Source organism: Candidatus Endolissoclinum faulkneri L5, from assembly GCF_000510265.1.
GTDB lineage: Bacteria > Pseudomonadota > Alphaproteobacteria > Thalassobaculales > Thalassobaculaceae > Thalassobaculum > Thalassobaculum faulkneri_A.
In genome coordinates, this window is the sequence record NZ_CP006745.1 from 670344 (window position 1) to 695800 (window position 25457).

Sequence of the window (25457 nt, forward strand, 5' to 3'; positions counted from 1 at the left end):
AGAGGTTTTCCATTATTTTTCTCCGTTTAAGGTTTGGAGCGAAGTTAAAGTGCTGCCGCATATTAGGGGGTACCCAATGGCCTGTGCACCAAGCAAAAAGTCTTCCTCGTCTCTTATGGCTTCTGAAAAAGAGCCAGTTGCTGACGAGGTTTCATCATTAGGATATAAGTTGCCACTTATAACTGTGCCTTCCAAGGAGGAATTAATTGCTCTTTATCGTAACATGTTGGTAATTCGACGATTTGAGGAAAAGGCCAGTCAACTCTATGGAATGGGTCTTATTGGAGGCTTTTGTCATTTGTATATCGGCCAGGAAGCAGTGGTTGTGGGTATGCAGGCATCAATTGAAGACGGTGATACTGTTGTAACTTCCTATCGCGATCATGGTCACATGTTAGCTTCTGGCATGGAGGCACGTGGTGTTATGGCCGAATTAACCGGTCGTATCGGTGGCTACTCTAAAGGCAAGGGTGGCTCGATGCATATGTTTAGTCGTGAGAAAAATTTCTTTGGCGGTCACGGAATTGTTGGCGCTCAAGTGCCGATAGGCACTGGCCTTGCTTTTAACCACCGTTATAGAAAAACTGACCGGGTTTCACTTATTTATCTAGGGGACGGCGCGGTAAATCAGGGTCAGGTTTATGAGAGCTTTAATATGGCTGCGCTCTGGAAGTTGCCAGCGATATTTATTATCGAAAATAATGAGTACGCCATGGGTACATCGCAGCAGCGCTCTACTGCTGGTTTGTCTATGGCGCAACGTGGATGTGCCTACGGTATTCCTGGTGAAGAGATTGATGGTATGGATGTTTTGGCCGTTAGAGCAGCTGGCGAGAAGTCAGTTAAATATTGTCGCGATGGCTACGGTCCCTGCCTTCTGGAAATGAAGACATACCGTTATCGCGGCCACTCTATGTCTGATCCAGCTAAGTATCGCAGCAAGGATGAGGTCAATGATGTGCGTCAAAAGCGTGATCCGATTGATTCTATTCGTCGACTAATCTTGAAGCAGAGTGTGTGCGAAGATACCCTAAAAAAAGTTGACCTTGAGGTCAAGGATTTGATTACCGAAGCTGCAAACTTCTCGCAGCAAAGCCCTAGTCCTGACATTGATGAGTTGTGGACTGACGTGCTGATCTAAGGTTAACTTGAGCTTCACTAAAAATACTCTAAGGATAAGGTGAGTAATAATTTTATTTAGTGCATATTTTAGAGCATTTTGCTTTGCTGCTAAGCTTACGTATTGCGCTAAGAAGTGAGGATTGCGAAAATAAGATACTAACTATAGCTCTTATTTCTGGCAGGTGGTTAACTATTAGTTTGAGTACAATCTAGCAAATCTGTAATTAAGGGTCTAAATTAAGTTGATAATGACACAGTATCTGTTTAGAGGATTATTGTGAAACTGTAAAAACAAGACAATACTGATAATCGTATGTTCGATAAAGTTTTCCTTAAAGTAAAAAAGGCTTTTGGCTGAATCCAGTTATCTCCTAAACAGTCTAGAAAAAAGAAAACTATCGAACCATAGCCCTCTGAAAGAAGTCAAATAACAGACTATGTATATTGAAACCATTAAAGCCGCTACTTCCGTTTATTTTTAGTTAGTACGGGGAGTTACCTTTGTGTCCAATGTTCAGCTTCCAAGCGAAGAAAATTTTTTTAAAGAGACTGTGCGTGAAGCTTTGCGTGATGCAATGGCTGAAGAAATGCGTAATGATAGCGAGGTTTTCCTTATTGGTGAAGAAGTTGCTGAGTATCAGGGAGCTTATAAGGTTACTCAAGGCTTACTTGATGAATTTGGCGCTGAACGGGTCGTCGACACCCCGATCACGGAGCATGGTTTTACTGGACTTGCCATCGGCGCTGCTTTCGGAAATTTAAAGCCGATTGTAGAGTTTATGACTTTTAATTTTGCTATGCAGGCAATTGACCAAATAATCAATTCTGCTGCTAAAACTCTTTACATGTCTGGAGGGCAAATTAGCTGTTCAATTGTATTTCGTGGTCCAAATGGAGTTGCTTCTCGTGTCGCTGCTCAACACTCCCAGTGCTACGCTAGTTGGTATGCTCATTGTCCTGGTTTAAAGGTTATCTCTCCTTGGTCTGCAGCAGATGCTAAAGGTTTATTAAAAGCTGCGATTCGCGATCCTAATCCGGTTATTTTCCTTGAAAATGAAGTAATGTATGGTCACTCCTTTAATGTTCCGGTAGATCCCGATTTTATTTTGCCGATCGGTAAGGCGGAGATCGTGCGGTTTGGCAAAGACGTTACTATCACAGCCTTTTCTATTATGGTGGGTAAAGCTCTTGAGGCGGCCGAAAAGCTAGCAGAGCTAAAGGTTGATGCTGAAGTTATCAATTTACGTACTATTCGCCCGCTCGATATAAAAACTATAGTAACTTCTGTGCAAAAAACAAATCGTTTGGTTACAGTAGAAGAGGGCTGGGCTTATTACGGCGTTGGCTCAGAGATTGCAACTCAGGTTATGGAGTTTGCTTTTGATCATCTAGATGCACCTGTTGGTCGTGTTGCTGGCGCTGATGTGCCAATGCCATACGCCGCCAATTTAGAAAAACTTGCGGTGCCGCAGGTTGATAATATAGTTGCTGCAGTCAAGAATGCCTGCTACCGCACATAACGGAAAAAATTTAAGCGATGCCTATACCTATTACAATGCCGGCGCTATCTCCAACTATGACCGAGGGTACTCTCGCTAAATGGATGGTAAAGGAAGGTGATACTGTATCTCCAGGCGACGTGATAGTTGAGATTGAAACTGATAAGGCTACCATGGAAGTGGAAGCAGTTGATGAGGGTATATTAGGCAGGATAATCATCAACAGCGGCACTAGAGGGGTTGCTGTTAATACGGTGATTGCTTTCCTTTTGGAGGAAGGCGAGAATATCCAGGATATTCCTGTCGAAAAAAAATTATCGCCTATATTAGAAAATGAAAAGCTTTTTAACGAAGAATTATTTTTATCTAATGTTAGTCTTACTTCAGAAAATTCTTTTAATCCAATCAATACCAGCGATAAGCGGGTATTCGCTACTCCCCTTGCTAGACGTTTAGCTAGGCAGATTGGAGTTGATTTGAATGGTATTATCGGCACTGGCCCAAATGGGCGGATTGTTAAAGCCGATGTGGAAAACGCAGGAGCTGTATTAGCACCTAAGGATATTTTGTCTGAGTCTTCTATAGATCAATCATTACCGTTTGGCCAACCTAATGTTCCAGATTACAATGAGATTACAAATACTACTATGCGTAAGATTATTGCCAAACGCTTAATCGAATCCAAGCACTGTGCTCCGCATTTTTATCTAACTATTGATTGTGAGATCGACGAACTTCTTAGAGTTCGCAAGGAACTAAATGCTAAGTCTAATGACTATAAACTATCGTTAAATGATCTATTAATTCGTGCTGCTGCTATTGCTTTGAGACGTGTTCCAAATGTCAATTCTTCTTGGAGGGAGGAGGCTATTCGCGTCTATCGCCAAATCGATATTGCTGTTGCAGTAGCTATCGAGGGGGGGTTGGTTACGCCGGTGGTTCGTGATGCAGGCTCTAAGGGGTTAATTGAGATATCATACTTGATGAAAGACTTAATCAGTCGCGCTCGTGACGGTAAGTTGCTGCCGGAAGAGTATCAAGGTGGAACATTCTCGATTTCCAACCTGGGTATGTTTGGCATAAAAGATTTTGCTGCAATCATTAACCCACCTCAGGGGGCGATAATAGCTATTGGTAGTGGCGAAAAGCGTCCAATAGTTAAAGATGGTAAGCTTAGTATTGCTACAATTATGAGTTGTACTTTATCTGTTGATCACCGTGTTATAGATGGTGCTGTTGCTGCAAATTTTCTAAATACTTTTAGGAATTTAATCGAATATCCTCTTGCTATGCTTTTGTGAAGGAGGATCTATATGTCTAATGATCAATTTGATCTTATCGTGATTGGAGGCGGTCCAGGTGGTTACGTCGCTGCAATACGTGCTGCTCAGCTAGGTATGCGGGTAGCACTGATCGAGCGTGAGCACCTTGGTGGCATTTGTTTGAACTGGGGATGTATTCCGACCAAGTCGCTGTTACGTTGTTCAGAGGTCGCCCACATCTTACACAACTTAGATCTTTATTGTTTTACTGCTAAAGATATATCGTTCGATCTTAAAGGAATAGTCAGGCGCTCACGTGACATTGCTAAGCAGCTTTCTGCTGGTATTGCCCATTTGCTGAAAAAAAATAATATCACCTTCCTTGATGGCCATGGTAAATTAGCAGGAATTTCCGGGAGTTTACGTAAAGTTGAGGTAAGTAAAAACGGTAAGTTAATAAAAAACTACTGTGCAAAGCATATAATTTTAGCTACCGGTGCGCGTGCAAACACACTTGCAGGCATTAAGCCAAACGGCAAAAATATCGTCACCTATAAAGAAGCTATGTCACCTGATACTATGCCAAAGAAGCTCTTAATTATTGGCTCTGGTGCTATCGGCATGGAATTTGCTAGCTTTTATAGCGATATGGGTGTAGACGTTACCGTTATCGAAAGCATAGATCGTATTTTACATGCCGAAGATGCAGAGATCTCTGCTTTTGCTATGAAGCAATTTATTAAACAAGGAATCAAGATATATACTTCTGTTAATTTACATCGTCTGATTGCTATCAATCAGGGCTATAAGGCTGAAATTGAGTTAAGTGGTAACAACAAGAAAATTATAGAAATTGACCGCGTTCTTTTAGCCATTGGTATAATAGGTAACGTGGAAAATATAGGCCTGGAAAACACTAAGATAAAGGTAGAAAAAACTCATGTAGTCACCAACGAGTGGTTTGATACTGGGGAACCTGGCGTATATGCAATTGGTGATTTAGTCGGTCCACCATGGCTTGCCCATAAGGCAAGCCATGAGGCGGTACTCTGCGTGGAAAAAATTGCTGGCTTGGATGGCTTGTATCCTATTAATGCTAGAATGATTCCTAACTGTACCTATACTCGGCCACAGATAGCTAGTATTGGCTTGACTGAGGGAGAAGCTAAGAAAACGGAGAGCGAGCTTAAAATTGGCCGTTTTCCTTGTATAGGTAATGGTAAAGCAATAATATTAGGTCAGCAGGAAGGTATTGTGAAAACTATATTTAGTGCCAAGACCGGTGAATTATTGGGCGCGCATATGATTGGCGCTGAGGTAACTGAATTGATTCATAGTTATGGAATTGCGATGAATTTGGAAACTACTGAGACAGAGCTGATGCATACTATTTTCCCGCATCCTACTCTTAGTGAAATGATACATGAGTCTATTCTTCATGCATATAGCCGAGCAATTCATTTTTAAAATTTTAATTTTTAAATATATATTTAATGGAATAAAGGGTTAAGCAATGAAAGGGTTGGCGTCAATATATAAAGATAGATTACGTGTTCGCCATCCTGAGAAAGCACATAAACCAGATAATTTGGTACAAAAGCGCAAGCCTAGTTGGTTAAGAGTAAGAGCCGCTTCTTCACAAACTTACCAGGAAACTCGTACTATAATGCGCGATTTTAATCTTCACACTGTATGTGAAGAAGCGGCTTGTCCCAATATAGCTGAGTGCTGGTCTAAACGTCACGCAACGATGATGATACTTGGTTCAGTTTGTACTAGAGCTTGTGCATTCTGCAACGTTGCCACGGGTAAGCCAAATCAAGTTGATCCTAATGAACCAGAAAATGTAGCAAAATCAGTTATAAAGCTTGGGTTAAATCACGTGGTAATTACTTCAGTGGATCGCGATGATTTACCGGATGGTGGTGCAGGGCATTTTGCAGAGACCATTTTGCAAATTAGAAAGTATTCTCCTACTACGACTGTAGAAGTTTTGACACCTGATTTTAGACGTAAAACAGATGCTTTAGCCATAGTAGTAGGAGCTAAGCCGGACGTGTTTAACCATAATCTAGAGACAGTACCGCGTTTATACACTGCTATTCGTCCTGGTGCTCGTTATTTTAATTCTCTTCATCTACTACATAGTGTTAAGGAAATGGCTCCTTTTATATCAACTAAATCCGGTATTATGGTTGGTTTGGGCGAGACTGCTGAAGAGGTTAATCAAGTGATGGATGACATGCGTTCAGCTAAAGTAGACTGTATTACTATTGGTCAATACATGCAGCCGACTCCTAAACACCATGCGGTTGATAGATTTGTACCACCAGAAGAATTTGAAACTTACAAGAATCGTGCCTTTAGTAAAGGTTTTCTTATTGTCTCTTCTTCACCACTCACTCGCTCGTCTTATTTTGCAGGAGAGGATTTTGCTAAACTAAACGCTGCTCGTAAGGCGCGGTTAGCAGATAAAGGCGATGTTGTATAATGCTATCAGCTCAATTTATAACTTTTTCATTATGCTCATATAAATTAATGCAGTTGTATTGAATGCCGTTACATTCAGAAAAGCGCGTAGTTTATTATTTACCGGAACAGATGTACGCGCTTGTCGCTGACGTCGAATCTTACCCTGATTTTTTACCGTGGTGTGCTGGGGCACGCATTAATAAGCGCTATGATAATATTTTCTTTGCTGATTTGATGATTGGATATAAGCTATTTCGCGAGAAATTTACATCTAAAGTTGGGTTATACCCGCAAGAAAACCGAATTGAGGTAACTTATACAGACGGTCCTTTTCTTTATCTTAAAAATTACTGGGGTTTTCATAAACATGGCGATTATTGCTTAATCGATTTTTATTTAGATTTCGAATTTAAGAACATCGTCATACAGCGTATGATGAGATTGTTTTTTAACGAGGCCGTGCGCCGTATGGTGCAAGCTTTTGAAGATCGAGCAGAATCATTGTATGGTGCATCGAGCATTTTTAAGTCTGCTAGCTGTTCTTCGAAGCATTTTTAGACTAGATAAATTTGCTTTGTTTGTGTTTGAATAAGTAACAATGCTTGATTTTACTTTCATTTGTATAGTATAATCAGTGGGTTATATTATCTGCGTACAAGTTGAAAAAATTGATTATTACTCTGCGAAAGTAATTGTATAATTAATTTTTTATTAGTTGAATAATTTTTTCTTCATTAAAGTAGTTCGGTGAATATATTGTTATTTGTTGTGAATTTCTAAGCTAACTTGCTATTAAGCTAGATTTATAATTATATTCTTCAAGAATATAATTATATTGCGATAAGATTTATTGATAGTTTATTTAGAAGATTTTTGAAATTATGCGTAGAGTATATTTCATGAAAAAGAATAATTAATTTATTTAATATCTAATTGAACATCCCTTAGTGATATCTTTCAGTATAATTCAACCAATTATTTATATCAAATTGATCTATCTAATAGATAAAGTATATAATAACTAGTGTTTAACCTAAAGTTTGTTTATTTTGAACTATCTCTTTTTATAAAGAAGCAACTAATAAAATTTCCTTACTATTTTAGGAAAAAATTTACTGTAGCAAGAGTACAGGAATTAGGTAATTAAAATGATGTACTAATGTAATTAAAGTTATACAATATATCATCTTATTAAGATGAATTTATCTTTTTTTTTGTAGTACTATAACTAAAATTATTTCAGTAGCTTAGTCGAATTGTTATTCGTTAGTTCTATTAAGACATAGATTATAAGTGTCTTTAGTTAGATTAGTTGTTTAATTGCTGCAGTACGCTGACTTATTTTATAGAATAAAATACAGCTTGTTAAGCAATGATTTATTGATTTTTTTTACTTAACACAATTTTTATATACTATGATTAATCTTGTATTAGCTTTTGCGCAATCGATTTATAAAACGATTAGAATTATCGTAAAAAACTAGATATCACTATAAATTAGAATGCTAAGTAATTTTATAAACAATAACAAAGTGCTAGAAGTTGTTTTTATTTATTTGTGACATATTTTAAAAATTGTTTTTTGAGATTAAACACAGGATAAGTAATTTATAATTCTAAATTAGAGATTTTTGCTAAATTTCCAATACATAAGGTAACTAATTTACTATTTTATGAGAGCAAAAGATTAATTATTAAATACTTAATTAAAATACGATGCTTATCATAAAGATAATTAACGGTTATTTAAATAAGCATAATGTAGAATATTACATTGTAGAATTCTTCATAAATACTATTGAATTTGTTTAAAGTGTACTAATGATTTTTCTTATTCTTTGTAATAAAACCTATAAGTTCAATGAGTACATACTGAATAAGCAGAATATAATCACAAGTATTTTTAAGGCGATTATAAGTTAGTTCAAGAAAGAAAGCTTTGCTAGATTGTACCTATTTCACAGCAATAAAAATATAAAATGATTTTATCATTCTTACGGGGTAGAGCTACTTATACAATATACTATAGATAATATCTATACGATCTTACAGATTATTTCATTAAAAGCATCAACAATAAAAACTTGGATTATAATATAAAACTAAATTTTGATAACTACAATGAATTTAATCAGATTAAGTCTATTCGTATAGACTATCGAGCTATAAATAATAGCAATACTCTGCTAATTATACACATCTCAAAATTCATATGAATAAAATACGCTATTTAACAATAACAATCATATCTAACAAGCTGTTTAATTTTTGAACACCAGAACTAGATTAGTAAAATCTAACTAGTAATAATAACAAGTGTATTAAGAAACATTGTTCCTCATGGGCGTTAAATGTATTAAATTATTAAATACGAACGATTATCAAAAATAAGTTATATAAAGCTTAATTTGATATTGATTAGTCAATTATAAAAATTATTGCATGAATAATTAAACTATTTTATTGTAGATTTATGAGGCAATGCAATTTAAATAATATTAATATTATTTTAAATTGCATAAAAAATTGCAAATTAGCTAGAAGCTATAAAGAAAAAAAATAAAGATAACAACTAAATTAGTTAATACGCTTTATTATCAGCCGATCCTTAGCCGATTATTTGTGATGGAATAATTTCCATATCATAAAAAATAAAAATAGCAATAAATAATAACTTACCTTGATATAAGGTATTATAGAAGCACAGTAATGCAATTTTAATTTATATTATTTCGCTTTTATTGGGAGGGATGGCCGAGCGGTTTAAGGCGCATGCCTGGAAAGCGTGTAGAGATAAAAAACTCTCGCGGGTTCGAATCCCGCTCCCTCCGCCAGTCTTTCTTTAAAATACTATTGTACTCTAAAATTTAAAAACTATTTTATCTTTTTTAGCACACTACTTATTCTTTCTTCTTAAAAGATTTTTCATTATAGATTCTTCTTAGTACAATAAAAAAAATTAATGAAGTTAGTGTATAATAATTTTATTTTTTGTAGCATAGAATAAAATACTAACTTATAGTTAGCTATAGCGTGTATTTATACGCACAAAATCTGTTGCTGCCTACAAGTAAAACAATAGCATTTAGTAAAAATGATTTAGGTATAACTTTTGCTTCAAATTTATAGAATATGATACGAAATACGGTGTTATTTTTGCGTAATATCTTTATCCTAAGTAATCGCATCTCTACTTGAAATAAAGATGTTAATAGGTATAAGCTTATCGAATCATAAGATAAAAAATGTTACTTATCAAGTAGGGTATTAAGAATGATTCCATTTGGTTAAGTAAACTCAGGTTAATTCTTATTATACAATATTGATTTTGCTATGTGTAAAAATCTTGACAAGAAGATAGCTATTATCTTGAGATAATTTTAGAGTTAGCTAGTAAAATAGAATACTGCGATATGAAAGTACTAAGTATACCTCAATAAGTAACTGATTCACAACAATACAGTAACTTTAATGCTATTTTTGATTATCACCAGCATTTAATTGATCTCTTTATCAAATTAATTTACTTAATGTAGTAGATGTTATGTTCTTTATATTGCATGAATAACTAATGCAATAAATGTTGTGCTTAAACAAATTGTCGTTTTATTTCTTGAAGATTTTCAGTTAAAAGCATAATTTACATTAATTAGTATTTAAAATTGTTTAAAATTTAAGTACTCTGTGAGTATGTGTAATTTTCTAACCTAGCATTTAAACAACGAAAAATTTATTATTCTAAATATACTTGTAGATATGGTTATTTTTAGCAATAAATATCTATTAACAGTTTAAATTTGTAAAAAATTTTATTATCAGAAAATTAAGCTATAAAATATCAGAATAATAATTTTTTAAGCAAATCTATGAAATAAATTAATTGCTATGCATGTTGGTAATATGAATGCGTAGGCAAGTGTACTGCATTTACAGTAGATCAATATTCACTGATTGACGTATAAAAGAAATAATTGCTTTGCTAAGATTATTGAAATCTATAATTAATTTAACTTGGGTTATATTTTAGTGGGTATAAGGCGATTTATATAACTGCATCATAGGCAATGTGTTTTCTTTAGTAAAGGAAAATTGAAGTATGATTGGATCACATCTGTTGTAAGTATAGCAAGTAAATTAGGGACAAAGATACATTATATTAGCAGCCTATACTTTATACAAAGTAACCTAAATTTCTTCTGCGTTCCAATTTGTTTAATACAGTTAGTAACAGTATTAAATAAAAAAACTACTTTTATTTTAGTATTATAATTTACTATAAACTTTTGTTTTTCTTTTAGAACTTCAGATAACAATATAAAGGTAAATATACATAAGAAAAATCTAAAAATATCATATGCGATAGTGATATAACAAACATTACCACTATCAATATAGGTACGAAACTATTAAAGGTACTATACTAAATTACATACATATACTATGAGGTAGGTAATTATTGATGAAAATACAAAAACATTATTTGCTAGTTAAATTATTCATACCTTGGTACTACTGAAAATTGTTCGTTCTTCATTATCTTATACATAAGCTTTAATTATTCTTAATATTATAAAAATAAACTTATTACGATAGTATTATTTTTATTAAAAATATCAATGATATTATAATCTATTTGTGTATTTTGTCGCATTCTACTGCAAATTAATCCATCACTAACGATAACAAGTTTTTAATAAAAAAGAACACATTGAGTATTATATTTTGTCAGAAAGTTAATTTTATGCAGTCAACAATAAAAATAAGTTTATCATGTAGATTGCTTTACCTCATTATACATTTATTAAAATGTAATTAAGAGAATTACTTTATATATTATCAATATTTTATATCTTAATTTTTAAATTATACGAGCGTTGGATTTATAGAATATAAAATTTTTTATTCTAATTCTAAATTATAACAAGGAAAAATTGATATGATTTTCATAAAATAGTGAGCAAAAATAATAATACACTTTATCATATTAGTATTCGTAGCAGTTAAAATCATGAAAATAAAAATAATATTGAATTGAATATATATTTCCGATTTTAATATTTAATTGTATGATTTTATCATTGTAATATTAGCAATTGATGTTAACTAATTGGTAGTTAAAGATAAATAAAAATTGATTTGCTTTCTGTATTATATTTACTGCGAATGAGTATATTAAAATCATGCTGTATATTCTATTATTATTATTGTGATGTCTTGTGTAATTATTGAGCTTGATTCTATTGACAGTACTAATTGGGAAGCATGTCGTCGAATCGAAAAAGGTGTAACTGATGGAACTATTATTACGGCTTACAAACAAACTAATGGTCAAGCGCGACGAGGACGAAGATGGGATAGTCCTCCTGGAAATCTTTATTGGAGCCGAGTCGTTTTTCCAAAACTCGGATGGCCACTTCCATCTACTCTCTCTATGATTTCTGCATTAGCGGTAGTTGATTTAGTACGTTTAGTTTTACCGTCAGATGTATCAATCTGTATTAAATGGCCAAACGATATACTGATCGCAGGCAATAAATTAGCTGGTATTCTATTACAGAGCGGTGAGAAGGGCAGTACTCCTTGGGTAATTTGCGGTATCGGAGTAAACTTAGCATCTTCTTTGAGTATCAAACCACCATATCCTGTTACTGATTTACAAAGCTGTGGAGCAGTAACAATTGATCGGAAATATTTGGCATATGATTTGGCAAGACATTTCAATCGTAGATTAGCGGATTATTTAAAATGGGGCATGGTTGCTATTCATGATGCGGTGTTAAAAAATTTAGTAGGGATAGGAAATTTCGTCACCGTCTGTATCAACAATAGGCGAGAGGATGATGTAAGTGGTAGATTTTGTGGTTTAGATGATCAGTGCAGAGCAGAAATTCTTACTGTCGATGGTAAGAAACGAGTAATTTCAGCCGGTGATTTATTTTTGCATTCTGGCATCAATAAATAAAATCTGTGTTTATTGCTTATAGCAATGCACTTTTATTATTCAATAATATCTAGTTAAGTATAACGACAGTGCTGATTTTAACATATTAAAACTTTACCGTTATTATCACTCTGATCATAAGAAGTATTTACTTTGGTTGATTTTATAGGTAATTTGATAAATTAGCGTTTAGTGCTAATTTGCTGAATATTTGTTTGTTAATCTTAGTACGCAAACTGTTAAAAATATTGCAGTTCTTAGCTAACGCTAAGTTATTGATCAATAGATAATGTTACTAAGTTAGATATATTAATAAATATTTAGTTTATAGCTGTCAGATGGTAAGATAGTTAACGCATTCTTCATAGCTACTTAGAAGTAAGCAAGAACAATTTAGTTTAATTATTAATTCATTGGATTAAATTAATTGTATGAATTCTACTAGAACTTTATATATCAATCAGGATCAATGAGTACCGCTCGGTAAGTAAAAGTATACTCTTAGTGAATCAAAAAACGCAATCTGATATTAGATTACTGTCGTATTAATTAATTAGTTAGTTAGCAATCTTTTAACTAGCGTACTAAAAGAACGTTTTAAAAAATAATTGATTACATGAGACAGTAAAAATTTATTAATCTTGTTAAGCTATTAATTATTAGTAATAATCGGCTTGGAATTAATACTTAATTCCTTTTACAGTAATAATTAAAAGTAATCTTTTATACTGAATGCAATAAACTAAGTTAGAAGTTAATTTGAAAAAAATATAGAATAATTCAAACCTTTATCTATAGTTTTAACTATTCTACTAATAAATGCTATTTCTAACAAAATATAGATCATAATTCAATCTTTATGTATAGAGCATAGCTACAATGATTTATGTATTTAGCGAATAGATTATACACTTTGCGGATACTCTAAGTAAATCTAAAAAGGTATATTGGTTTATAATTAAGCTATTTACTCCCTCGAATAGTCTCGGCGTAACGGAAAATTGCTAATGTATAACTATTAATTTCCATGACTTGTGCTGTTTTTGAGCTAATAAAATTCAATGATCTGATAATAAGATTTAATTGTTGCGTTACAAACGATTGACTTGGTAAGCGTAATATTTAGCAGAAAATAGTGTTATTTTATTCAACTCTTGACCATCATCAACATGTAAAATAGAAATTACTGCTATTGAACTATTACATAATTCACAATACCGCTCACAAAAGGTATATCCTGAGCGTGTGCAATCACACGACTAAGCTCATTCTGGGTATGAGCAATTCCCATTATATAAACAGTTTGATTCACTACATCTACTGAGTAGTTAATAAATTTAATTTTGTTGTCAGCCAACATTCGGAAACGGAGGTCAGTACCGATCTTTGTATCAAGAGCAAAATTGGTTATACTAGCTCGATTATTGACTTGTAGTTCGTTGATAACTTCAACTACTCCGTCAACGCTCCAAGCTAAACGTGTTGCAATGATTCGATTTTCTGCATTCTCTACATTACCTGTTAATAATACCCTTCCGCGATCAACACTAAAAGAGAGGTGGGGAAATAAATTATAGTCAGTTTGAAATAATTTGCCATTAAGCTGTAAATAAATCAATCTATCATTGATAGTTCGAACGAAACCATTTTCAGTTTTTGCTGCACTGAAACCAGCTACGCCAGCGCCGATAGCAATTCCTGCAGGTGAACAACTTACTAAAAAAATCGAAAGAACTGCTATTGCAATAAGAGCTATAATTACACAAAATTGATACTCATAGTTACGCTGATTCATGAATGATTGCCTTTTTATTTCTTTCTTACCATTTTCATTACGCCATAAGATTATTAGATTTGTTCATTCAACAGGGTATAATCCATACCGTTAGAAGTATGTATTCTGGAATTTGTTGTACTCGTAAAGCTGTGATCTATTATCAGATCGATAAGTTTATTAATTATTTTAGTTTTAGCAGATTTGTAGATAATGAGCATTATTGTATAAGATAATGAGCATTATTGTATAGAGGAACAGAGTTTAAATATTAATTGCTATTAATAGAGTACTACTCGTCTAATTGATATTTTAAAACTCACGTTTTTAACAACAATCGGTTTTGCTTTGGTTAACTTATTACTTAGTAATTATAAGAAAATACTTTTAATTATTATAATTTGATCGATAGACAAGAAAATCTTGTGTATCATCCTAATTAAGAATGATAACAAGTGAAAATTACAATCTGTTTCTCATTCTAAATAACAAAATATTGCATATTGTTTCTTCATTATTAATAATATAATAGATTTTAATGATTAATTTCATTGGCGGACTAAGCTACTATGCTATAATTCACTTTAGCGTTATTTATTTAATGATTTTTTCCCTAGAAAAGTACAAAAAGATTAAATCATTCTAGACGCTATGTAGTCCAGTAATTAATTTTTAGTTAAATTAATTACTGGTTGATCTGAATAATTTATGATTGCTATATGTAGTGTCAAAACTATAGCTTATAGCATTCTAAGATTAATTAGTTTTTAAATTAAATTTAAACAATGAATAAACACTCATTTATACGATATTTATTCATATGCAGCCTTCCACTTCTCATCCAATATAATCAGCTTAATTATGATTAGAACTTTTTAAGCTGTATATTGTTTTTACTAGCGAAAAATGCCTGTTGTTAGCAACAAAATAGAATTATCAACTTTAATTGTTAGCATTTTGTTTAATTTTGTTAGTTGAATTTTGTAGTCTTGATTGATTAATTCTTCTATTATTTGTAATAATTGGTGAGTTAAAGTTAGATGATGACGTTATTATTATGCGCAATAAAACAATAAATTATAATTCTTATATATCAGATTATTGGATGCGATAACAATTTTATTCATAGAAAATAAAATTTAATAACAAGCGATTAGACGCTACAAGCAAATAAATGAGTTTATTCAACAAATATTAGCTTAACTTATAAATTAATTAAATAATTTTTGTAATATTATGCATGTTAGCTTTAAGCAATAGAAAGATCTACTTAATATACTATAATCTTTCTTATTATAAATATCGCTTTTCGTTATTTATTTTTTAAATAACTAGTTTAACAAAATAACGCTTGAAGTTATCAAATTGATAATATCATTAATAATCTAAATATAATACATGTTATTTTATTCGGTATTTTTTGAAATATCTAAAACAAAACAAAATACATTGAAGTTCAGTTTGAAGCTTTATAGTTTTCTGTTTGAATTAGCAAAATTTAAATTTAACTAGATAAATTAGTTAACTGGATAATTATAAGAATTACGTCATAAAGTGCATATAAAAGCACAACTAACATTTAAAAGACATAAAATAACTAATTTTTATTAGTTATTTTATCGCGCTAAAAGAGAACGCATCTGCCCATTAGCTACCGCTAACATAGCCAGATCAACATGTTCAGTTGAACGAATGTCAAAAAGCAATCGATCAGTACGTTCTATATCATGCAAGCGATTTGTACTCCAAAAAGAAATAGCATCATCCGTAGATATCACATCGTTATTATGACTCATCAATTTCTTGGGCTGCTCATTCATCTGTTGAGATTTCTCCTTTGAGCCTGCAAGGTCTATTTTTATGTGATCTAATACCTTACGAGCAAGGTGGCTTTGGTGTTGATAAAAATCATCCACTAAAGCATTAACGGCCTGTTTTTGCCAATAAGTATCTGATACCATTTCTAATGCCTTATCACGCAACCAATCTAGCGAGAATCTGGTTCCAACTTTAAAATAAATAATTGCTACTGTGCGTACATCTAATTTTGTTAATGATGCTAGCCGAACTACATCGCAGGCTGAGGATAATACTTCTAAAGAAGCAATTTCATGAGAGAGAGTTTGAGGAACAGCATTATCTTCCAGCTGGCTGCGTACCGTTCTCAGATTATCGCGCTCCGTATCGCCAATCACTTCTATTAAACAGCTTTTTAGAGCACTGACGCCTGGGTAGAAATCATTGACATAGCTAGCAATATCAAGTGGTCTGCGTCCATTGCGTAAAAACCATATAGTTCCACGTTCCACTATCTGCTGTATATCGATCAACATCTTAGTTTGCACCACTGCGGGAACTTTATTGTCTAGATTTTCAATTGCACTCCAAAGCTTTCGCATACTGAATACTTCACGCACAATGATAAAGGCACGAGCAATCTCCACTGAACTAGTAGCAGTTTGTTCATGAATCACATTGAGGAAAGTAGCTCCAACTTTATTAATCATTGAGTTGGTGACAGATGTAGCTATAATCTCCCTTCGTAGACGATGCTCAACAATTGCTTTGCTGTAATTTGTACGTAGTATCTCTGGAAAGTATAGTGCTAAGTCATTAGCTAGTGCTGGATCGTCTGGCAAATCACTATCCAATAAATTATCATACAATTCCATTTTAGCATAAGCAAGCAAAACAGCTAGTTCCGGACGAGTCAACCCCTTACCTTCTGAGATCCGGTTTATAATTGCTTCATCATCAGGCAAAAATTCTATCTGACGGTTTAATTTTAAATGCCCGCGTTCTAGCTTACGGATCAGCCGGCTTTGATAATCAATTAGCGAAAGGCCTTTGTATGAATCAACAGAGAGCGCTTGAGTTTGGTCGTAATTATCAGCTAAGACCAGCTCAGCAATATCATTTGTCATCTTTTCAAGCAGTTTATCGCGCTGTTTCAGAGTCATATCGCCATCAGCTATTATAGCACCTAGTAAAATTTTAATGTTTACCTCGTGATCCGAACAATCTACCCCCGCAGAGTTATCGATCGCATCTGTGTTTAATTTGATACCACTTAAAGCTGCTTCGATACGGCCGCGCTGAGTAATCGCTAGATTAGCACCTTCACCAATCACCTTAGCTCTAATTTCTCTAGCATTTATACGTATTTGATCGTTAGCACGGTCACATGCATCAGCGTTGCTTTCGCGTTCAGACTTAATGTATGTCCCAATTCCTCCAAACCAGAGCAGATCAATTTTTGCCTTTAACAGAGTACATATCAGTTCATTGGGTGATACCACATCTTCAGTTATAGCAAAAGTTGTTTTGATCTCCGGTGTGAGTTTAATAAACTTAGCCGTACGATCAAAAATTCCGCCACCATTAGATATTACTTGAGTATTATAATCAGACCAGCTTGATCTTGCTAAATTAAACATTCTTTGGTGTTCTTTAAAACTCTTAGAAGTATCAGGATTTGGGTCGACGAATATATGCAAATGGTTAAACGCTCCTAACAAACGAACATGCCTTGACAACAACATTGCATTGCCGAATACATCACCAGACATATCACCGCAGCCTATTACGGTAAAGTCTCTGCTTTGAATGTTATGTCCCAGTTCTCGAAAATGTCGTTTTACGCTTTCCCAAGCGCCACGAGCTGTAATTCCCATCTTTTTATGATCGTATCCTGCTGAGCCACCAGAAGCGAAGGCGTCATCTAGCCAAAAACCATATTTCTGAGATACTTCGTTTGCAATATCAGAAAATGTGGCTGTACCTTTGTCTGCAGCTACTACTAGATATGGATCATTGCCATCATAACGGACAACATCTTGAGGTGTTATTATATCCGTGCTAGAAATATTGTCAGTAATATCCAACATTCCGCTTATCATTGTCTTGTAGCATTCAATTCCCTCAGTTTGTATTTCTTCTCTGCTACAACCTAGCGGTAACCTTTTAACAACAAACCCACCCTTGGAACCAACTGGTACTATTACCGCATTTTTGACCTGTTGAGCTTTCATTAAGCTAAGAATCTCAGTGCGAAAATCTTCGCGTCGATCAGACCAACGGATGCCACCGCGAGCTACTTTACCGCCACGTAGATGAATAGCTTCTACGCGTGGACTGTAAACCCATATTTCGAAGAGCGGCCGCGGAAGAGGAAGATCTTGTATAGATTGGCTATCAATCTTAAAACTAATATAGCTTTTTGGTTGACCATTCTCGGTCATTTGATAAAAATTAGTGCGCACAGTGCTGCAAATTAGATTCAGGAATCGGCGCATTATTCTATCCTGATCTAGGTTGGTTACACTATCTAAAGCCGAATGAATTTTATCTGTTAAATCCGCAATAATTTTTTCTCTGTCATGTTTAGTTGTCATTGGTTTAAAACGAGCAGTAAACAGTTTTACTAGCAGTAGTGCGATCGGTGCATATGCTAGCAACGTTTCTTCCATATAATCCTGAGAAAATGTAAAAGCTGTCTGACGTAAATATTTAGCATAAGCGCGAATGACAGTAATTTCACGCCATGTCATACCAGCATTGAGGACTAAACCATTAAATCCATCATTTTCTGTTCGATTATCCCATACAGCAGCAAAAGCCTCTTCAAAGGGCTTTTTTATATTTGCAAGTTCACATTCGTTATTTCCTCGTAAACGCATTTCAAAATCGTGCAGCCAAATTGGATGTTTCATGCCGCTGCCTTCTATTTCAAATGGTACTTCTGAAAGTACACGCACGCCCATGTTCTCCAACATTGGCATAACGTCACTAAGCGACACTGGCTTATTGACATGAAATAATTTTAGGTGTAGCACATCATCATCTACCCCAATAGGCCGGAACAGGTTAATACCGAGTGTTTCTTCGTTATGCAACTCTTCCATTCTTTCGATGTCTAAAATTGCAGCATGAGGAAGATATGATTCCTTATAAGCAGTCGGGAAAGCTGTAATGTAGCGATGGCGAAATTTTACAGATGCTTCTTCCCCCATATCTGCAATCATAACGTTATGCAATTTATCACCCCAACTTCGTCCCGCATCAATTAATCGCTGCTCCAGATCATCAATATTAACCTCAGGAATTTTCCCGCGTGTAGTAGCGATTATAAACTGCAAACGAGCTAGTACACTATCTGATATCATTGTATAGAACGAGGTTATTTCACCGTTAAATGCTGTAGATAGAATCATTTGAAAATTTTGGCGAAGCTGAGTATTGTACTGATCTCGCGGTACGAAGACGAAAGCGGTTACGAAGCGCTCGAATGCATCAGGATAAGCAAATAGCGCAATTTTTTGTCTTTCTTGTAGATGCAATATGCCAATCGAGATTTCAAATAAATCTTCTTCGTTGGCATGAAATAGCTCATCGCGAGGGTAAGTTTCTAGAATATTAATCAAAGCTTTTTCATCATGACTTGCTGGTCTAAGCCCAGCACGCTTTACAATATTTTTTACTCTTTGACGTAGTAGAGGTATTGCTTTTGGACTTTCATTGTAAGCGACAGATGTAAACAGGCCAATAAATCGATGCTCTCCTATTACTTTCCCAAATTCATCGATTTTTTTGATACCAATAGATTCAAGAGGAACAGAACGGTGCACAGTAGAAACTTTATTTGCCTTCATAACTAGAAGCAGGCCAGAATCAAGCAAAAATCCCTTGACTTTCGATGGCAAAGATCCAATCTCTCTCAACCCATCAAATACACTGACTTCAGGTGCTCGTATGATGCCAAGTCCGCTATTATTCACAACTTCCATGTGCAGATCATTGCCAGTTCCTATGTAATCATATTGACGATAACCAAGGAAGGTAAAATGATTATCCTCAACCCAGCGTAAGAATGCACAAATTTCCTCTCGATCATCCTTCCTGTTATTTTTAGGTGATAATTTTTCTAGCTCGATAACTACGCTTATCATGGTTCTACGCATAGCTTGCCAATCTTCAACTGCTGAGCGTACATCTTGCAAGACATGAGCTAATTCTTCTTCGATACTTGCTAAAGCATCGCTAGAGGTTTGTTCTGAAACCTCCAAATGCATGTAAGATTCAGCAATTGCACATTCAGCATTGCTATTTTTATCTAATAAGGTTCGTACTAGGCCATGCTCATCACGTATGACACGAATAATCGGATGGATAATAAGGTGTACAGTAATCTCACGACGATTAAGGGCAGCAGTTACAGAATCTACTAGAAACGGCATATCGTCATTTATTATCTCGATAATAGTGTGAGAAGATTGCCAACCAACTTCTTCAAAACGTGGATTGTAAGCTCGGATACGGGCTTGATTTGGTTTGCGCTCTCGACCGTAGTTCCATACCGCAATCGTAGCTCCAAAAATATTTTCCACTTCTTCATCGATCAAGTCTTGCGGTGCAACGTTAGCAAAAAACTGGCGTAAAAATTTTTCCACCATGTTTGCTTTTACACCATGCAAACGATCGTTAACCATAGCGCAAATAGCATCTATCTTCTGCACTTTAAGAGCTTCTGTGCGATTGCGCATAACTATTCCTCAATAAAATCTCTTTGAAATTAGCGATAAATATAGCAGTATTATTCCATTCGATATCCAAATGCCTTAAAAAATACTTATAAATAATATAAAGTTGTTTGTATTCTCAATTGATTGATCTATGACAAGATATAAGGGTTTTATTTATGGATTTTGCTTACTTAAACAACCTAAATTAAAATATTTAATGTCTAATTGCACATTTTTATCTTTTTAGCAAATTTTAGGCAATCTAAAGTTATTAATTAGCCATTAAATGTCTGCTTGTCAGTAGTGGAAATAAATATATAAAGACAACTAATAACTTAAATACATTGAGCATCAACAAAAAATTTAAACATCACATAATCGATAAAGTATAAATTTTTTGCGTTTATAGTTGACTAAGCGAAATGCTATCCCAGCTGATTAATTTAGCGTTGCGAAGATAAGTTGAGACGTTGCTATCTTTATTTACAAAATTTTTTAAAAAAATTATTAATATAAAATTAAGCAATATACAAGATTGTTTATTTTTAGCATAAAGTTATTCAAATTTTAACTTTAAAAAATGAAATTCTAGGCATTAGTCTTAGTGAGAACTTGCAATAAAATGAGCCTACACCATTTTTTTTACAAAATATAATATACAAATTCTTAGCAAAGCATTCTAATTAGAAAAGCTAAAAGCAAGCAAATATTTTATTATTAATTAATTATAAAACAATAAGAATTGTTGTCAGCTTTAGTTTGAGTATCACATCGGTAAACACGTAATAAAGTTTTATTATTCATTGCGCGAAACGCTAATAAATTTCTTTTAGGTTATATAAGTTGATACCTGATAAAAAAAGATCTAGTTTACTTTTAGTAATGCTTTTGCAAATCAAGACAAATAAATTTTACGCTAGACAATTATATTTTACCTATTTTTCACTTAGGACAGTGAATGTCATGAAAAGACAGCTATATAATTTGTTGTTTTAATATCGTTACGGTATCTCTCTCAAGTAAATTACTCTAAATTTTGCAATAATTCAGCTCGTACAGTATTACCTAATAATTTTTAATCTATTGCTTAAAAACTAAGTAAGATTAGCAAAATCTTTCTCATTAGACAATCATTTATCGGCACAGAAAGCTTAGTTAGATAATAAGGATCCGGCCCATGGCAGCCTTCGATTAAAATATTTATGCCATAGAGGACATTAAATAGGATGGAATACCATATATTATCTAAATACTCATAACAAGTAGTTTACAAACTACACTATCAATTTTTAATCACAATTAATAGCAATTATTCGTAAGTACTATAATAAGTTAATAATGCCCTTTATTCATCAAAAACTAACGCTACTTGATAAGTAAGTAAATCGTCCAGTAGTGATTAGTTTATTTAACTTATTCTAAACGATTTAACTGAATTTAATCTAGTATTTGTTAATACAATTTAAGTATGCAAGTATATTAAAATACTTTGTTTGAAATAATATTTTAATATACTCATTTTATACTACTAGTAAATTACGAGGATGTTAAACAAAGTAGAATGTTACATATAATTCATCTCAAATTATTTTCTATAATTTATTAGCTAATGATTATTATATTATTTTTTAGACATATGTTATTTACCGCTGAACTATTAGATAGAATCTAGGATATTTTATAGGCGTTAGTTGCTTTTGAATCTACTCTAAGAGATATCAAGTTAGTTACTGTTAACATAAACTTAGTTATTTAGTTTTTGCGGCAAAACATCTTCGTAAAATAAGTTTAAAGTATTGCTCTTCAAAAGTAACTTACGCAATATAGATTTAATAATAATTATTAAATCTATATTGCACACGATAGCAAGCTTTATGATTCATTATTTCTTCTACTACATCAAATTACACAAGTTATGTATTTGTTCATGGCACAAACGTCATATCCCATAGTCTACATTGGGCTATTCTCCAAATCCCAAAGTATTGGAGCAAAAAGTAGTGTATTTTGCAATCATAAAAAATTATTTCTCGCATCAGACTAATGCTTTAATTGTTAGCATATATTTTTATTTTATCCTACATTAACTAACTCTCTATCACTTGTAATGCGGCTTAATTTATTTTTAATTGAATTATATATCTCTCATCTTATTACTGCAGATAGCGTTTTATCATGTATAAATATCATAAATTCCCCTAGTGTAGATAAGAATACTTTCATTTGTTATGTCAATTTACAAAGCACCTCTTTCTACTAGTATCTCTGTAATAAAATCTGTCATATTGTCTATTTCTGCACCAGGGAACAATTTTAATACCTTAGCAATTAAGGGGTAAGCTGCAAATTCACTCTGTATAGCAGCTAATTGTGCTTCATTTTGTTCCATCATTGTTGGGCTACCTTTTTCGTTAGAAATTTCGATAACCCACTTCTTGCCAGTCCAACATTGCAAATATTGAGTAAGCAATTTAAAAACATGATGATGGTCGATACTTCCCTGCGGACGAAGCTTTAAGCGACCTGGCTTAACAAGCACCGGATGCACATTAGTTACTAATGTAGTTCCCAAAATCGTTTCGCCTCTCTGGAATGCTAATTTAACCACTCCAGCAAAGTCGACAGGCATTGGATCCAATATTTTATTTGGATTGTAAGCTAATGATTTTTTGTCAGGATGTACATCAGCTACGCTAGAATCTGAGATAACATTTTTGCTACATTGTGACGTTTCATAATTTAAGTTATCAAAATCATTTCTGCTATCATCAACGGCAATATTGCTAGAGGCATTAGATGGCATATCGATTGTTTCAATAGGTATTGATGAAGCGTATGTTGGTAAATGAGTTTGTGTTTTTGTAGTTTCGTATGTAACATCTGTGGGCAAAATTTTCTTATCGTGCATCATTCGCATCAAATCAAGTGGCTCAGGTAATTCAGCGCTATAAGCAATACGAATAATAATCATCTCTACTGCGGCAATTGGCAGAGAAGATGCTTGAACCTCGCTAATTCCCTTTGCCAACATTTGCCAAGCCATAGTCAGGGAGGACATCCTCATTACTTTTGCTAGGGCTATACTTTGTTCTCTCTCCGCTTCGCTTAGGTTGTTATTTACAGCCGCTTCAGGGGCAATTTTTATGCAAGTAACAATATGAGTTACCTCCATTAGATCCTGTATTATTATAACTGGGTCAGCGCCATTCTCATACAATTTTGATAAAATATTGAGAGCATCTAAAATTTTACCTGCCATAATTGCTTGGTACATTTCATAAATTCGTATACGGTCAATTAGACCAAGCATTTGACGCGTATCATCAAGCGTAATTAAATTAGCATTAAGTGCGATAGCCTGATCTAGAAGCGATAAAGCGTCACGAGCAGATCCATCGGCAACGCGAGCCAATAATTTTAACGCATCAAATTCTGCCTCAATTTTTTCATTATGGCAAACCTTTTCAAACAATTTTATTAATAGATTAATACTTATTCTTCTTAAATCAAATCGCTGACAGCGTGATAAAATCGTAGTTGGAACCTTACGAATTTCAGTAGTGGCAAAGATAAATTTCACGTGTTCAGGTGGTTCTTCAAGCGTCTTTAACAGTCCATTAAAAGCATTTTTGGATAGCATATGGACTTCGTCTAGGATATATATTTTATAACGACCTGCCACAGGACGATATCGAGCATTTTCTATCAGCTGGCGTATATCATCTACACCAGTATGAGATGCTGCATCCATTTCTAACACATCTATGTGTCTACCTTCAGCAATAGCACGACAATTATGGCAAACAACACATGGCTGCATTCTTATCCGATCATCTACACTTTGACCGACACAATTCAAACTTTTAGCTATAATTCTGGCTGTAGTAGTTTTACCAACTCCACGCACACCAAACAACATAAAAGCATGGTGTAAACGATCATGCTTGCATGCGTTGCGTAAAGTACGCACTAAGACATCTTGGCCTATAAGGTCGTCAAACGTCTGAGGCCTGTACTTACGCGCTAAAACCAAGTATTCACTCAATACAAAGCTAACCCAGGCAATGAGAAAATGTCCATTAACTTAATAACTATAGTAAATAAAACGATGTATTTTATATAATCGTAAACCTTTCATTGAAAAGGTGGAAGATTAGCAGTGACCCACACTAACAATCGTTACGGCTGCTTCCTTCCGGATCTGACCGAGTTGGCGAATAGCATGCCCAAGCTAACCTTCCGATTATGATGATACATTATTAATCTGGTCCAAAGCAAGGATTAATTTTAATAATTTTATAAAATTATAAGAATCGATCCATTATCCCTATAATCAAACGTTAATAAAAACAATAATCTAGAGAATAACTATAACTTATATTAGTCGTAGTTAATATTCTAGCTATAAATTGGCTATCTGCGCTTTAATTATCAGCAATATAAAAGCTTGCATAGCCTTAGTAGCAAGATAAGAAATTATAGACAAAAACTAACTGTATTTGTTAAATAATCGATATATACTATGTATGAGATATAGCTAGACGATTAACCAATATAATTGTTGCATATAGTGCAACTTAAAATTTGCTAAAATTTCTAGCTTTATTATATTTTGAATGAGCAATCCGAAAGATTAAATAATTTAATATTATTCTTAACTGAGGATTTTTATGCTCATCATTTACGCAAACTTGCTGAATTTTATATTTATAATTAGTCTATTTTAACTAATTCGCTATACCTATCACTGAAGGATTCTTCTTGAGGGAGAACGAATACAGATAAAAAACACCACAAGATGTTAGCTTTCGTTTTATTAATTGGCATCCTTTAAGATTTTGACACCATGTGACTATCACTTAATTA

Annotated in this window: 9 protein-coding genes, 1 tRNA gene, 1 other RNA gene and 1 pseudogene; 8 read left to right on the forward strand and 4 right to left on the reverse strand. The window is 33.6% G+C overall.

Annotation, left to right across the window (positions count from 1 at the left end; genetic code table 11):
* Positions 1-76: 76 nt before the first annotated feature.
* The 8 genes and pseudogenes from pdhA (at position 77) to P856_RS02050 (ending at position 12317) form a co-directional block, all read left to right on the forward strand.
* Positions 77-1141: a pyruvate dehydrogenase (acetyl-transferring) E1 component subunit alpha gene (gene pdhA / locus P856_RS02015; RefSeq protein ID WP_025300505.1), complete on the forward strand. Its 1065-nt coding sequence runs from the start codon at positions 77-79 to the stop codon at positions 1139-1141.
* A gap of 514 nt (positions 1142-1655) precedes the next feature.
* A pseudogene (locus P856_RS02020) lies at positions 1656-2642 on the forward strand (pyruvate dehydrogenase complex E1 component subunit beta); the annotation flags it as partial.
* Between the two features lie 17 nt (positions 2643-2659).
* Positions 2660-3922 carry a pyruvate dehydrogenase complex dihydrolipoamide acetyltransferase gene (locus tag P856_RS02025; protein ID WP_025300507.1) on the forward strand — a complete coding sequence of 421 codons (1263 nt, stop codon included), beginning with the start codon at positions 2660-2662 and terminating at the stop codon, positions 3920-3922.
* Between the two features lie 12 nt (positions 3923-3934).
* Positions 3935-5350: a dihydrolipoyl dehydrogenase gene (gene lpdA, locus P856_RS02030; RefSeq protein WP_025300508.1), complete on the forward strand. Its 1416-nt coding sequence runs from the start codon at positions 3935-3937 to the stop codon at positions 5348-5350.
* A 46-nt stretch (positions 5351-5396) separates the two neighbouring features.
* Positions 5397-6374: a lipoyl synthase gene (lipA, locus tag P856_RS02035; RefSeq protein WP_044214864.1), complete on the forward strand. Its 978-nt coding sequence runs from the start codon at positions 5397-5399 to the stop codon at positions 6372-6374.
* Positions 6375-6436: 62 nt separating this feature from the next.
* Positions 6437-6913 carry a type II toxin-antitoxin system RatA family toxin gene (locus P856_RS02040; protein WP_025300510.1) on the forward strand — a complete coding sequence of 159 codons (477 nt, stop codon included), beginning with the start codon at positions 6437-6439 and terminating at the stop codon, positions 6911-6913.
* Between the two features lie 2186 nt (positions 6914-9099).
* Positions 9100-9189 (forward strand) — tRNA-Ser (locus P856_RS02045).
* 2375 nt (positions 9190-11564) lie between these two features.
* Entirely contained in the window at positions 11565-12317 is a 753-nt protein-coding gene (locus P856_RS02050) for a biotin--[acetyl-CoA-carboxylase] ligase (RefSeq protein WP_025300511.1), read from the forward strand.
* Between the two features lie 1168 nt (positions 12318-13485).
* On the opposite strand, the gene P856_RS02055 is transcribed toward P856_RS02050, so the two are convergent.
* From P856_RS02055 to ffs, 4 genes are all read right to left on the reverse strand, one after another.
* Positions 13486-14091, reverse strand: a complete 606-nt coding sequence (locus tag P856_RS02055; RefSeq protein WP_025300512.1) for a BON domain-containing protein — start codon at positions 14089-14091, stop codon at positions 13486-13488.
* Positions 14092-15686: 1595 nt separating this feature from the next.
* Positions 15687-20612 carry an NAD-glutamate dehydrogenase gene (locus P856_RS02060; RefSeq protein WP_025300513.1) on the reverse strand — a complete coding sequence of 1642 codons (4926 nt, stop codon included), beginning with the start codon at positions 20610-20612 and terminating at the stop codon, positions 15687-15689.
* Between the two features lie 2215 nt (positions 20613-22827).
* Complete coding sequence (locus P856_RS02065) at positions 22828-24636, reverse strand: DNA polymerase III subunit gamma/tau (protein WP_025300514.1); 1809 nt, start codon at positions 24634-24636, stop codon at positions 22828-22830.
* Positions 24637-24738: 102 nt separating this feature from the next.
* An RNA gene (ffs, locus tag P856_RS04185) (signal recognition particle sRNA small type) lies at positions 24739-24829 on the reverse strand.
* Positions 24830-25457: the final 628 nt, after the last annotated feature.

Bases quoted from the DNA above. Each gene is read 5' to 3' on its own strand.
- P856_RS02025 (WP_025300507.1), top strand. From the start codon at position 2,660: ATGCCTATACCTATTACAATGCCGGCGCTATCTCCAACTATGACCGAG.
- lpdA (WP_025300508.1), top strand. From the start codon at position 3,935: ATGTCTAATGATCAATTTGATCTTATCGTGATTGGAGGCGGTCCAGGT.
- P856_RS02060 (WP_025300513.1), bottom strand. From the start codon at position 20,612: ATGCGCAATCGCACAGAAGCTCTTAAAGTGCAGAAGATAGATGCTATT.
- P856_RS02040 (WP_025300510.1), top strand. From the start codon at position 6,437: ATGCCGTTACATTCAGAAAAGCGCGTAGTTTATTATTTACCGGAACAG.
- P856_RS02055 (WP_025300512.1), bottom strand. From the start codon at position 14,091: ATGAATCAGCGTAACTATGAGTATCAATTTTGTGTAATTATAGCTCTT.
- lipA (WP_044214864.1), top strand. From the start codon at position 5,397: ATGAAAGGGTTGGCGTCAATATATAAAGATAGATTACGTGTTCGCCAT.
- pdhA (WP_025300505.1), top strand. From the start codon at position 77: ATGGCCTGTGCACCAAGCAAAAAGTCTTCCTCGTCTCTTATGGCTTCT.
- P856_RS02050 (WP_025300511.1), top strand. From the start codon at position 11,565: ATGTCTTGTGTAATTATTGAGCTTGATTCTATTGACAGTACTAATTGG.